Origin of the sequence: Streptomyces sp. NPDC090045 (assembly GCF_044747975.1) — a bacterium.
Classification (GTDB): Bacteria; Actinomycetota; Actinomycetes; order Streptomycetales; family Streptomycetaceae; genus Streptomyces.
Genome location: NZ_JBIVFA010000025.1, coordinates 44,047 through 56,363 on the forward strand (window position 1 = coordinate 44,047; position 12,317 = coordinate 56,363).

The following is a 12,317-nucleotide window of genomic DNA, read 5'->3' on the forward strand; positions in this document are numbered from 1 at the left end:
GGTGGAAGCAGGGCCCGGCCAGGTACGGCCGGGCCCTGCGGGATGTGTGTGGGTGGGTCAGACGCCGGAGAGGTTCTTAATGGCCTCCAGCGCCTGGCGGGGCGAGGTGACAGCGTCGCGGCGGGCTGCGGACTTCCCGCCCCCGCTGCGGCGCTTGCCGCCGCCCTTCTTTGGCGCGTCCTCGTCCCCGTACTCGTCGTCCGTGGGTTCGGGGCCGAACTCGCCGGGCCGGGGCGGCTCGGTCCAGTCGAACCACAGGTCCCGCGCTTCGAGCTCGCGGATCTCGTGGTCGGTCAGGGTGGCGATGGTGTCGGGGAAGTAGCCGTCGATGCCGGCCTTGAAGTCCATGAACAACGTGCGCAGGACATCGGGCTGCTTGGCTTCGACGATCCATCCGGCGCCGCCGGTGTTGGAGTCCGACGGCGGCTCGGGCTCCCCGCGCATCACCCGCTCGATCCGGCCCGCTTCGGCGGGAGAGAAGGAACGGGGGAGGGGGGCCGGGGTGTTCTCGGACGAGATGCCAAGGGCCTTGAACATCTCGCCGACCTTCTTCGGCGCGACCTTCAGCACGACCGGGATGCAGTTCTCCCGCAGGTTCTCGCACAGCAGCTGCGTGAACCCGTCCTGCACGTAGATGGACTGGCCGGCCACCTTGATGCCGATGCCGTACTTGCGGCCCTTGACCGACACCCCCTCAGCTAGGTCCATGATCTCCGCGCCGTATTCGCCGTCGCGGGCGGCGGAGAGGAACTCGTCCAGGTAGGCGGACAGCATCCGGTAGGGACAGCCGGGCTGGCCCGGGTCCCAGTCGTGCACCCGCCCGTCTTCCCAGACCATCTCGCCACGGATCTCCATCAGCGCGTCCAGGACGCGCAGGAGGCGGATCATGTAGAGCGCGCCGATGCCGTAGCGGGCGGTGTGTTTGCCCAGTGCGGCGGTCTTCTCGTCCGGCGCCTCGGTGGCCAGCATGACCACGGCTCCGAACAGGGCGTCGGCCGCGACATGCAGGGCCATCAGCTGAGTCTTGCCGCCGCCGGACGGGGCGACGAACAGGCCGTGGGCCGCGCCCCGGTCGGTGTAGACCCGGTTGCGGGCGGGCTGGCCGTTGCCGAGGTAGCCGGTCACCCACCGTCCGTCCTTGTCCGGGGTCAGCAGCTCCCTCGTTGCGGGGAAGACCTGCGCGAGCGGCGAGGTGTCCCACAGCGAGACCAGGACCTGGCTGCCGTCGACGGTCACGAACAGCCGACCCTCGTCGTACTTGGTCTTCAGCGCGGCCGCCAGCGTGTGCTGGTTGACGCGCGGCTCGCCCATGTCGTCGGGGACCTGGGCGATGTAGTGGGTGACCTTGCGTCCCGGGTCTCGGACCTTCTTGACGAACTCTGAGCCAGGGACGGGGCCGCCCGCCTGCCCGATCCGGTCGGCCCACCACTCGTGGTCGGTGGGGGCCTTGCGGCGCCTCTCGTTCAGGTCGGGGGTGACGTGGACTTCCTTCCAGCCGGGTCCTCCCTCGCGCCCGTACTGCCGTGCCACCTCCTCGATCCGCACATCGCTGGCGTCAACACCGAACGCGGCGGCGACAGCGTCGTCGGTGAGTCCGGAGATCGGCCGCCCGGCCTCGGTGGCGCGCAGCAGCAGCGACAGGTCGTTGGGCATGCCGGGGTGCGGGGTGGCCTTCACGACGATGGTGCGGCCGGGCAGGCCACGGTTCTCCCACAGCTGACGGACCTGGCGGGTGAAGGTGTCCGCGCCGTCGTCCGGCTGGGCCGGGGACGGTTCGGGGGCGGGCTGCAGCTGCGGCGCGAAGGCCGGGGCGGCGAGGGCGGGACGGTGCCGGCGGCGGGTGTGCCGGGAGAAGGGCATCACCAGCAGGCCGGCTGCCGCCCATCCGGCAGCGAGCAGGGCGTCCAGGCAGTAGGGACCCCAGCCGATCGTGTTCCGGGCGGCGACATCGATGGCGGCGGCGGCCACGAGCGGGGACCAGCGCAGGATCTTGCGTCCCGTGCCGGGCTCGTTGCTCTTGTAGGCCAGGACCCAGCCGCCGACGCCGGCCGCGCCCGCCAGCTGCACGACCGTGTTGACGGGGCTGTCGGCGAAGAGGTTCGGGGCCGCGGCGAGGACCGGGGCGGTCAGGGTGTAGAGGGTGCGCTCCAGGGCGACGCTGCGCGGCACGGACACGGGGGTTTCTCCTTCGGGAGTGACGATGGGCGGCCCGCCGTCGGTGGCGGGCCGCCCATCAGGGGATTCGGTGAATCGGGTCAGTGAGCGAAGAAGCCCGGCTTGGGGGTGCGCTCCGGGCGACCGGAGCGGACGGTGTCCAGGCCCTCGTACAGCCGCGCGTGCGTACGCCGCGTGTCGTGGGCGAGGCCGGAGACCTCCTGGGCCGTCTCGTAGAGCTTCTTCACTTCGACGGCGGCGCCGCCCAGGGCGACGGACACCTGGTTCGTCATCTCGATGAACTTGCGGTCCAGCTCCGCGTTGGCGATGTCCACCGCCAGGCCCTCCGCGCGCTGGGCGTTCATGCGCATCCCGCGCAGCAGCGCTTCGAGCTCGTTACTGGCCATGGTCATGGCCGTGCCCAGCGTCTTGAGCTTGTGCTGGACGGCCTTGTAGCGGTTGTCGCCGTCCGTCCGGGCGGCGGCGCCGCTGGTGTGGGGCGCGAGGTCGCTCATCAGCGGATCCCCTTTCCTAGTCGTGGTGGGCGGCGGAGGAGGCGTGGGCCAGGCCCGCGTCGTCCATGGCCTGGATGTCCTCGCCGTAGGTCCGGCCGACCGAGACGGCGGCGATCCGGGCGGCCTCGGAGGCGATCTCGCACTCGGTGGCGCACCGTTCGGCCAGCTGCTTCATGCGGGCCGCGGCGTCGGCCAGGTCCGTGATCTGGTCGACGACCTCGGTGGCGATGTTGTGGTCACCGACCAGGTCGGCCGCCATGTCCCGCAGGGCGTCGGCGACCTTGCCGAGCGCGACGGCCAGGCCCTCGGCGCGGTCCTTGTCGAGTCCGGCGGCGACCGCGATGTTCACGATCTCCATCAGGTACTCGCTGAAGGTGATGTCAGTTCGGTGCTTGGCCGCCATACCGGCCTGGCCCGACGCGGGCTTCCTGACCTCCGATGCCACGGGGTCCTCCTGTGCAGTGGGGCGGCTGGTGCCGGGACGCTGGGCGGGGGGTTCCGGGGCGCGGGGGAGGCTCGCCGGGCTGCTGACGTGCGCCCCGAAGGGATCGCTCGGGTCCTCGACGATGACCGCGTCCGGGATGTCCTCCTCAGCCGATTCGGACTTCGGAGACCGGGTCGGGCCGCCAGGGCGGTCCATCGTGACCCCGAGATCCTCCGGCCGAAGCGTCGAGGACTCCTCCGGCTCGGGTGGGGCGGTGTCCTCGCCGGACTTGGCGAAGAAGTCCTTGAGCCGCTGCTTGTAGGAGCGCCCGTCGCCGCTGTCGCCAGCGTCCGGCGGGTCCTTGACATCGTCGGGCTTCGAGCCGGCGTCCGGCGGGTCCTGGACGTCGTCCTGCTTGGAGTTGTCGTCCGTCCCGGTGCCGTCCTTCGGGTCCTTGTCGCTGGAGTCGTCAGACAGCTTCTCGTCGTCCTTCTTCGTGTCCTCCGATTCCTTAGTCGCGGACCCATCGTCCGGGCCGTCTGAGGGCGTCTCAGGGTCGGCCTTGGGCATCTTCTTGGTCGTGGCCTCGGAGTCCTTGTCGCCGGTGGCGGCCTTGCCATCACCAGTGCTGTCCTTGGCCTTGCCGTCCTTCGCGGCCTTGTCCTTCTCCGCCGCCGCGCGGCGCTCATCCCAGCGCCGCTGCGCCTCAGCCGCCACGGCCGCGCCCAAGGTGGTGCGGCCGTCGGCGGCCTTGGCGGCCTCCCGCTTCGCCTTCCTCGCGGCCTTCCGTTCGGCTTTCGCCACTCGGCGTTCTTCCCGCGCTGCCTGGTTGGCGGCACGGTCCTGGTCGCGGTCCTTGCTGCGGTCGGCGAGGTTGGCGGCCTGGTTGGCGCTGCGCCGCTGCTGGCGTGCCGCCTGGCGGGCGGCGGCGCGCTCCTGGCGGCCGCGGGCCCGTTCGGCCGCCGGGCTGGCCGGCGAGTTCTGCGACTTGCCGCCGTCTCCCTTCGAGCCGCCCTTGCCGGACCCGGAGCTGCTCGAGCCGTTCTTGCCGGAGCCGCCCGAACTGCCCTTGCCGGTACCGGCCTTGCCCGCCCCGGCCCCGCCAGAGCCGTTCTGGCGGCCTTTGGAGCCGCCGGACGACTCATTGCCCTTCGAACCGCCGCTACGGCCGCCAGCGGAGCGATCAGAGCCCTTCCCGGCGCCCTTGGGGGAGTTGCCGCCCCCGGAGCCGCGCCCAGGACCTCCGCCAGAGCCGTTCGTTCCCGAACCTCGGCCGCCGCTGGCACCGCGGCTTGATCCGCCGGAGCTGCCGCGTGAGCCGCCCCCGCCGCCGGCCTTCGAGCGGCCTTTGTCGGCGCCCATGCCGGAGCCGGAGGACCGCGAGTCGGCCTTGCCGCGGGCTGCCGTCTTGTCCGCCTTCGCTTTCATCATCGCGGTGTGGAGCTGGCCGTTCTGCTCCATCATCGCGACTTCCTGCGCGGTACGGGCCTCCAAAAGCGCGGTCTTGCGCGCTATTTCCGCCTCACGGAACGGCGCTTCTCCGGCGTGCTGTTCGCGCACCACTTCCAGCCGGTATTCCAGCCAGTCACCGAGTCGATCGGCGAGAGAACGAGCCTGAACATATTCACCTCCCCCTGATTCTCCGCCGCCAGAATCCGGAGGGCCGGGAATTCCAGTCTCCCGCAAAGCCGTTTCCGGGGAAATAGGCCCGCGAATCGGCGGGAGTTCCCGTGCCGTCCCCGCCGGGGACTCCGGAGGAGCACCACCGCCCGCACTTTCGGACGGTTCGGAATAGAAGAGATCCCCGCCGTCGGGAGCGTCCGGCATTCCGCCGGAATCACTGCCCCGAGCGGGGAGGTGAACAACGTTGCTGTCGGTGTCGTCGGACACGCGACTCCCTCCTCCTGGGCTTGACAGTCGGCACCGGCCTCGCGTACACGCGCGCACGCCACGCGCGGCACGCGACACGCGCGGCACGCGTTGGGACCGCCGAAGGGCCGCCCCCGGGATCGGAGGCGGCCCTTCGTACGGGGCGCGGGAAGCTAGCCGGCGTGGCGGCGGTAGACGTTCTCCAGGGCGAGCGCGACGTCACGGATGAACGCCGTGTCTCCGTCGCGATAAGCCTGGGTGCCCCGGATATTCATAATCCGGAGCCAGTAGTAGAAGGTGCCGAGGTCGTTACCGTGCTGGGCGATCAGATCCTGTCTGATTTTCCGCTCGTGTTCCGCACGGTTCATTCTCTTCCGCTCGACCTTCGTGAGCGGGCGACCTGCACTCACGCCGACTCCCTGCGGTCCAGGTTGTAAATCGACGTGGGGCCACCATAGCCCATATTCGGGCTCTGCGCACCCCACTGTCCCGGGTTTTCCGGGGCGGCCTGGAGCGGCGGGTTGTTCTTCCGCTCCTTGAGCTGCGCCTTTTCCTTGCGCTGTTTCTTTACCTCCCTCACCTTTTCATCGTGGGCGTGGCGCTTATGGGCGCTCTTTTCCAGTCCCGCAGTGGCGCTCTTGAGGTTCTTGAGAACGTCGTTCAGGGACTTTTCCACCGGGAAAGAGCGCAGGAAAGCCTGGCCCATCTTGTCGCCCTCCACGCGGGTCCCGCGGCAGTGCACGCGGGTCTCGCGCTGGAGGACCTCCAGCTTGGCCGCCATGTCCAGCACGACCCGGTTGAAGTCCGCGAGGTAGTGCGCGTAGGCGGCGGGGTTCTGCGCGATCTCGCGCAGCGCCGCGTTCGGGTCGTCGAAGAAGGGCTTGTCGTCGGTGCTCACGGGGTCCTCCGTGGGGATCGGATCTGCTGTACTCGGGGGGCTGTGGACTGCTTCCGGCAGTCGCGGCGAGGGCCAGCCCGAATCCCGCGGGCTGGCCCTCACTGATGTGTGCCGGATGATGCGGGCACGCCGGCTTTCCGGCGGGTCCGCTGAGTGGTGCCGTGCCGTCAGGGCTGAGCGCCCGTCGGCGGTCGGTGCGAGCCGTGCGGTCTCACGAGACGTTCTTGAAGCGGGACCGTGCGATCTCAAGGCGGCGTCCGGCGGTGGCCCGTGAGACGCCGAGGATGTCCTTCGCCTCGTCGACTGAGACGGTGTCCTTGCCCTGGCGCCGGTACATCAGCGTCAGGAGCGAGGTGACCTGTCCTTCGATCTCAGCGTCCCGGGCGAGCGCGGGGCGGTTCGTCTCAGCGGGGCGCAGCGGAATGGCGACCGCGCCCGTGCCGCCTTCGTTCGTCTCACGGTCTGACCTGGGAGTCTCAACCGTGTAGGTCGCCGTCTCACCGGTGCTCACCCAGTGGCCCGTCTCACTTGTGGCCGTCTCAAAGGTCCACCCCGTCTCGCCCTCGCCCGTCTCGGCATCGGGTGCCGGGGCGCTGCGCGGGTGGGGGACCGTCTCACCTGGCGGGGTGAGATCGGCGGTTCGGGCGGGCCCAGTCTCACCGGCGGCGGTGCTCCGCTCGGTCTCACCCGGCCCGGACTGCTTGGTCGGGCCCGTCTCACCGGAGTCCGTCTCACCGGGCTCCTTGGTGATCTGGTGGATGCGCCACATCACCCACGGGGCGATCGCGGCGACCGCGACGATCAGCCACCACAGCGGCTTGTTGCCGTCGGCCTTGTCGACGCCGACCAGCCCGGCCGCTGCCAGGTGGTAGGCGGCATTCGCGGCGACCATGAGGATCAGCGCGGCGGCGACGTCGCGGTGCCGGCGGAACGCCTGCACGACGTACACGTCGATCGCCAGCGGCAGCGCCCAGGCGACCTCGGCGGGCCAGCCGGTCAGCTTGGCCAGCGCGAACTCGCCGGAGGCGGTGAGGACGATCGTCGCGCCCAGGGCCACGCGCGGGCCCCAGGTGTTGACGAAGTTCTTCCTCTTCACCTGGCGGGCGATGAGCGCTTCGGCCTTGGCGACCTCCTCGCGGGTGGCCTCCAGCTCCGCCCACGCCTCCTGCTGCTCGGAGCGGGAGCGAGAGCGCACCGACTCGGCTTCCTTCTCGGCGTCGACGACCAGGCGGGCCGCTTCCAGCTCGGCCGCAGCGATCCGCTCGGCGGCCGCGGCCTCCGCGCTGGAGATGGCGCCGGCAGCCTTGGCCTCGGCGATCGAGCGGACCTTGAGGACGCTGTCCTCGGCCTGCTCCTGCGCCGCCTGGAGCGTCTGCTGCGCCTCGGAGCGCCGCTCGTCGGCGTCCTCCTCGGCTTCACGCAGCAGCTCGCGCGCCTGGCCACGGGCGGTGTCCAGGATCCTGGCCGCGTCTTCCTCGGCGGCCGCGACCTCCCCGCGGGCCTGGGTCCGCAGCTGCTCGGAGTCCTTCTCCGCCTGCTCGCGCATCTCGGCAGCGGCCTCGCGCCGGGCGCGGGCGTCGTCCTCAGCGGCTGCGATGAGGTCGGCGGCCCGCTGCTTGGCCTCCTCCACCAGGTGCGCGGCGTGCGCGGCGGTGGCCTCGGCCTCACCCTGGACCCGCGCCTTGTCCTCGTCGGCCTCGGCGCGGATCTGTTCGGCACGCGTACGGGCCGCTTCCACGATCCGTCCGGCCTCCGCCTCCGCCTCCACCTGGAGCTTCTCGGCGGCCTGCCGACGGCGGGCCAGGGTCTGCTCGGCGGCGGCCAGGTCGCCGTCGGCGATCGTACGGGCGCGCTGCACGGTCTCCTCGGCCGCCGAGATCTGCTCGCCGGTGAGCTTGCGCATCCGCTCGGCCTGCGCGGTCGCGGCGGCGACGACTTCGTCCGCCTCCGCCTGCGCCTTGGTGGTGGCGGCTTCGGCTTCTGCCTGCGCCTTCGCGGTGATCGCGTCGGCGTCGGCCTGCTGCTGCCGGGCCGTCTCCAGCAGTGCGGCGGCCTCGCTGCGGGCGGCGGCGAGCAGCTGGTCGGCCTCTGCGCGCGCGGCGGTCACCGCGGCCCCGGTGTCGACCTCCGGCCCGGGCGCGGGCGCGGTGGCCACGGCCCCGTTGGTGGTCTCGGGGGTCTTGTCGGCCGGGCTGGTCGTGGTGGTCTTCGTCGTCTTCGTGGCGGGCCGGCGGGTCTGGCGTCGGGCGGTCACAGCGGCGGGTCCTTTCTCGATGTACGCCTGGCTGCGGCCGCCGCCTGTATAGAGGGGAGGCGGCGGCCGCAGCCTGGTGCGGGGGGTGTGCGGGTCAGGCGTGCTTCGGCGGCAGTTCCGGCCGCCGGGAGGCGGTGGCGGCCTGCTGGGTGAGCCAGGCGACGGCGGCCGGGGTCATGTCGTCGGCGACCGCGTCGGTGCTGAGCGGCGCGGTGTCGATGTCGCGCATCGCGTCGGCCGACGGCAGCAGCCGCATGTAGGCGGGCTGGGCGTTGTAGATCCGGCCGTTGTCGCTCAGGCGGGTGAGGGTGTAGCAGACCTGGCCGCGGGACGCGGGGAAGGATGCCTCCACCCGGCAGACGAACGTGTGGTTCGGCTCGCCCTTCCAGAACTTCTCCGGGTTGCGGTAGAGCACGTAGTCGTCGGGCTTGAACGTCGTGGCCGTGGTGGCTGCGGCTCCGGTGTAGGCGTGCATCCGGTTTCTCCTCGCGGATCGTGGTCCGGGCTGTCCGGCTCCCTGTCACCGCCCGACCCGGCCGCCAGGGGTTCGGCGGTCGGTGCGGGCGGATCGGGCAGCCGTCAGGCCGTGGCCGCGAGGGGGCGGTGCGGGGCGATGATCTGGCCGTCGGGGAGAAGCTCGCCGGTGTCCTCGAAGATCACGACGGAGTTGCAGAGCAGGCTCCAGCCCTGTTCGGGGTGGCTGGCGATGGTGTGCGCGGCCTCGCGGTCCGGGCTGTCGGCGGTCGGGCACGTCGGCCGGTGCGTGCACAGCGACTCCGGCAGCTGCCGGGCCGTGTCGGTGATGGTGGTCGCGGTGTCGAGCTGGGTGCTGCGGTGCATGAGCTCTCCTGGCGAGGGGAAGCGGGCCCGAGACTCTCCCGGACCGAAGGCGTGCGGAAGGCCGGCCGCCCGTAGTGCGGGCGGCCGGCCTGGTTGAGGAGCGGGGCGCGGGCAGGAAGTTGGGCTTCCGTCCCGCAGGGCGGGTCAGCGCCGCTTCTGCTTCTGCTGGGCGAGGTAGGAGTCCTGGAGCCGGGCGAACGACTCGTACAAGCGCTGGCCGGTGTCGCACCGCGCGTCCGGCGAGCACCCTTCGCAGGTCTCGCCGTGCGCGCGGTTGGCGGCCGCGGCCTTCATGTAGCGGTCGTACAGGCCCTCAGCCATGAGCGCGGCGGCCGAAGTCGTGCTCCTTCTCGGTCCGGCGGCGCCAGTCCTCCAGGCGCTTCAGGTCGGCGTCGCTCATGCCGACGCCTCCTTCCTCGTCTGGGCCCGGTTGCGGGCGGCGCGGCGCTTCATCGCGCGCCGTTCGTCCTCGGACAGGCCGCCCCAGACGCCGGTGTCCTCGCCGGACTCCAGCGCCCACTGGAGGCAGTGCTCCATGACGGGGCAGCGGCGGCAGACGGCCTTGGCCTCCTCGATCTGCAGGAGCGCCGGGCCGGTGTTGCCGATGGGGAAGAACAGCTCGGGGTCCGCCTCTTCGCGGCAGATCGCGTTGTGGCGCCAGTCCATGCCGGTCACCGCCCCTCGCGGACTCGGCGCAGGGCCTCGTCCATGATCGGGTCGGAGTCGCCGTCGTTCCGTGCGATGCTGGGCTGCATCAGGTCCTCCACGTAGGTCCTGGACAGCCCCGGAGGGTCTCAAGTCACCGGGGCTGTCGTGCTGTTCAGGCTGTTCGTACGAGCAGCCACGGCCCCGGCCGCCCCCGGTCGTGCGGGGCGGCCGGGGCCGTGGTCGATCGTGCGGTTGGTCAGCAGGTCGGGCGCTGAGGGTGAAGCGTGGTCAGCGGAACCGTCGGGCCGTCCAGCGGCGCGTCGCCGGCGGGCACCTGCCGACGGGCAACGTCGACGTCAGCGACCTGGGGCAGTACCGCGTTCCAGTCGGCTTCGCGTCCGGCCGGCGTGCGCTGCGCGCGGGCCCGGAGCGTTTGGTCGGTCCGGGGGCTGAACGCCTTCGGCAGCACGGTGGTCGGGCGCCGGGCGGCGGTCTCGGCGCCGCCGTCCTGGAGGCGCTGCTGCCACTTCTCGAACGCGACGTCGACGGTGACGAGGCGGTTGCTGCCCTGGCAGCGGACGGCCGGGTCCTTCCCCGCACGGCCGGTGTCGTGCGGGACGAGCTTCTGCTGCCGGGCCTGGATGCCGGTGATCGGCACCCACGTTTTGCAGTCAGGGCAGATCAGCGACGCGCAGGCGGGGCGTAGGTCGTACTGGTGGGGGCGGAGGGTGGAGATGACGAGCGCCGGGCGGCCGTTGATGTTCCGGGAGCGGGTCCGGCTCTTACGGGGACGGGCGGTGCGCTCAATCGTCGAAGCAGACATGCGGACTCCTCGTGAATGGAGTGGCAGGGGGCGCGTCGCCGATGCTCTCTCTGCCACTCCAGGTCGCTCGGCAAGCCGGGCGTCCCGCAGGACAGACAGCGCACTGCGCTGCGACGGTGCACGCAGTCGTCGTGCTGTCAGGCCCGGGGGAGTTTGGTGGAGCTCTCGACCCCGGCCGCCCGAAGGCGGACGACTACTGCGGTCTTGCTGGTGCGGTTGCGCGGTGTTCCCGGAGGATCACCGCGCCGCCGCCTTACATACATCAGGTTGCATCAGGTAACCTCAAGTGTCAAGCGGTATAGTGAGGCACCCAGACGAAAAAGAAGGAGGCGAGGCGACATGCCAGGGCAACCCCGAGCGGACAACCGACCGCCGTACGCGCGAATCGCGGCTTTCTACCGCGACCTCATCAGCTCCGGGGAGCTCTCGCCGGGTGACCTGCTGCCGAGCATCCGCGGGCTGGCCGACCATTGGGAGGTCAGCACGGCCACGGCTGACCGGGCCATGAAGCTGCTGCGGGACGAGAAGTTGGTCCAGGGCATCCCGGGTGTCGGCACCGAGGTAATGGCGCGTCCTGTGTCGCTCGCCTCCGGTGCAGAGCGCCACGACCGCAGCAGCAGGACGCAGTCGTCGTGGGGAGTAGGCGAGAAGTCGAGCGGTCACACCGCCGGCATAGTGGCGGCCCCTGATGACGTCGCTTACGCCTTCGGCATCGATCCTGGTGACGATGTGATTCGCCGAAGCCGCGTCTACCGGGATGTTCACGGCATCGTCTCCCACTCCACGTCCTGGATCCCTGCGGAGTTCGCCGGAGTACTACCCGAGTTGGCTAAGAGCGAGCGCCTCAAGGGCGGGCTGTCGCTGGACCTCATCGCCCGGACTACCGGACGCAAGGTCGTACAGCGCGTGGACGAGGAGACCGCCCGCATCGCCAATGCGAGCGACCTCGAGCTCCTGGAACTGGAGGCCGGCACCGTCGCAGCGATCCTGGTGCTGACAGCACGCTTCCTGGACGCCGACGGGGAACTGCTGGAGTACGGCGTAGACCTGGGTGCTCCCGGACGCACTCGGCGCACTACGTCGGAGGTCGTACGGTGACCAGTCACGACACCCTGATCCTGGACGACACTCTCGTGAACTGCCTCGGTGCGCGTCTCGAAGAACTCCTTCGAGCTGCGCACGCGGACATCCTGACTCTGGAAGGACGATTCGAGATCAGCCGTATCTCCGCCGCTCTGTCCGGCCGGCCGGGGCCTGCGCCCTGCGGGATCCTCATGGCCGGGATGCCGGGAGCGGGCAAGACGACTCTGGCCCGTGCCCTTGAGCAGGCGGGTTTCCGGCGTCTCTGCCCCGATGAGGAGATGTTCCGCCGCTACGGCCACTACGGGCGTGACTTCCCCCGCGGTGAGTTCCGCGTTCGAGAGGCGCCCGTCCTTCAGGACATCGCACTGGAGCTCCAGCAGCTCCTGAAAGCTGGCCAGGACGTCGTGGTGGACCACGGGTTCTGGACCCCCGAAGAGCGCGGATTGTGGGCGGCGTCGGTGATGGAGGCCGGCGGCACGCCTGTACTGGTCTACCTGCCCGTCCCGCATGAAGTGCGCTGGGAAAGGATCCAGGATCGCAATGCCCACGCACTCGTCGACGCCAACAGCATTGAGTTCAGCGAGGAAGACCTGCTGCGGTTCGCAGGCCGCTTCCATGCGCCCACTGCCGATGAACCGCACATCGTTTACGACGGAAAGCCAGCCAACGTGCTGTCCGCGATTGAAGCCAAGATCGGCAAGAACGAAACCCACTGAAACACACCTCCCACGTCTAGGCCGACCTGCACTCTTCGGTTCTAGCTCTGGGGGAGTCGCAACTTCCAGATCTGACATGTGGCCTGGTGAACT

14 protein-coding genes are annotated in these 12,317 nt (G+C 70.7%); 3 read left to right on the top strand and 11 right to left on the bottom strand.

The genetic code is table 11. The features are described 5' to 3' along the window. Window positions 1-57 precede the first annotated feature (57 nt). From ACIPYQ_RS39030 to ACIPYQ_RS39040, 3 genes are all read right to left on the bottom strand, one after another. On the bottom strand, window positions 58-2,175 hold the full coding sequence (locus ACIPYQ_RS39030; protein WP_401259205.1) for a chromosome segregation protein ParM: 2,118 nt from the start codon (window positions 2,173-2,175) through the stop codon (window positions 58-60). 80 nt (window positions 2,176-2,255) lie between these two features. Further along, entirely contained in the window at window positions 2,256-2,669 is a 414-nt protein-coding gene (locus ACIPYQ_RS39035) for a conjugal transfer protein TraB (RefSeq protein WP_401259207.1), read from the bottom strand. 16 nt (window positions 2,670-2,685) lie between these two features. Then, complete coding sequence (locus ACIPYQ_RS39040) at window positions 2,686-4,557, bottom strand: ATP/GTP-binding protein (RefSeq protein WP_401259208.1); 1,872 nt, start codon at window positions 4,555-4,557, stop codon at window positions 2,686-2,688. On the opposite strand from ACIPYQ_RS39040, the gene ACIPYQ_RS39045 reads away from it, so the two are divergent. Then, the gene (locus tag ACIPYQ_RS39045) at window positions 4,531-4,731 is read left to right on the top strand and encodes a hypothetical protein (protein ID WP_401259209.1); all 201 of its coding nucleotides are present in this window, start codon (window positions 4,531-4,533) and stop codon (window positions 4,729-4,731) included. The genes ACIPYQ_RS39040 and ACIPYQ_RS39045 overlap by 27 nt on opposite strands. A gap of 404 nt (window positions 4,732-5,135) precedes the next feature. Here the strand turns inward: ACIPYQ_RS39045 and ACIPYQ_RS39050 are convergent, their stop codons facing one another. The 8 genes from ACIPYQ_RS39050 to ACIPYQ_RS39085 all read right to left on the bottom strand — a co-directional run bounded on the left by ACIPYQ_RS39050 (window position 5,136) and on the right by ACIPYQ_RS39085 (window position 10,425). Then, window positions 5,136-5,372, bottom strand: coding sequence for a hypothetical protein (locus ACIPYQ_RS39050; RefSeq protein ID WP_401259210.1), 237 nt, complete (start codon window positions 5,370-5,372; stop codon window positions 5,136-5,138). Next, on the bottom strand, window positions 5,369-5,860 hold the full coding sequence (locus ACIPYQ_RS39055; RefSeq protein ID WP_401259211.1) for a hypothetical protein: 492 nt from the start codon (window positions 5,858-5,860) through the stop codon (window positions 5,369-5,371). Before ACIPYQ_RS39055 ends, ACIPYQ_RS39050 begins: the two co-directional genes overlap by 4 nt. 211 nt (window positions 5,861-6,071) lie before the next feature. Further along, entirely contained in the window at window positions 6,072-8,114 is a 2,043-nt protein-coding gene (locus ACIPYQ_RS39060) for a hypothetical protein (RefSeq protein ID WP_401259213.1), read from the bottom strand. A 94-nt stretch (window positions 8,115-8,208) separates the two neighbouring features. Continuing rightward, entirely contained in the window at window positions 8,209-8,589 is a 381-nt protein-coding gene (locus ACIPYQ_RS39065; protein WP_401259214.1) for a hypothetical protein, read from the bottom strand. Window positions 8,590-8,693: 104 nt separating this feature from the next. Continuing rightward, window positions 8,694-8,885: a DUF5999 family protein gene (locus tag ACIPYQ_RS39070; protein WP_401259251.1), complete on the bottom strand. Its 192-nt coding sequence runs from the start codon at window positions 8,883-8,885 to the stop codon at window positions 8,694-8,696. Window positions 8,886-9,098: 213 nt separating this feature from the next. Next, the gene (locus tag ACIPYQ_RS39075; RefSeq protein ID WP_401259216.1) at window positions 9,099-9,275 is read right to left on the bottom strand and encodes a hypothetical protein; all 177 of its coding nucleotides are present in this window, start codon (window positions 9,273-9,275) and stop codon (window positions 9,099-9,101) included. A gap of 75 nt (window positions 9,276-9,350) precedes the next feature. Further along, window positions 9,351-9,620, bottom strand: a complete 270-nt coding sequence (locus ACIPYQ_RS39080) for a WhiB family transcriptional regulator (protein ID WP_401259217.1) — start codon at window positions 9,618-9,620, stop codon at window positions 9,351-9,353. 238 nt (window positions 9,621-9,858) lie between these two features. Further along, complete coding sequence (locus ACIPYQ_RS39085; RefSeq protein WP_401259218.1) at window positions 9,859-10,425, bottom strand: hypothetical protein; 567 nt, start codon at window positions 10,423-10,425, stop codon at window positions 9,859-9,861. 339 nt (window positions 10,426-10,764) lie between these two features. Here ACIPYQ_RS39085 and ACIPYQ_RS39090 point away from each other — a divergent pair, with 339 nt between their 5' ends. Continuing rightward, entirely contained in the window at window positions 10,765-11,523 is a 759-nt protein-coding gene (locus ACIPYQ_RS39090; RefSeq protein ID WP_401259219.1) for a GntR family transcriptional regulator, read from the top strand. Further along, window positions 11,520-12,224: an AAA family ATPase gene (locus ACIPYQ_RS39095; protein ID WP_401259220.1), complete on the top strand. Its 705-nt coding sequence runs from the start codon at window positions 11,520-11,522 to the stop codon at window positions 12,222-12,224. The genes ACIPYQ_RS39090 and ACIPYQ_RS39095 overlap by 4 nt, the downstream gene beginning before the upstream one ends. Window positions 12,225-12,317 lie beyond the last annotated feature (93 nt).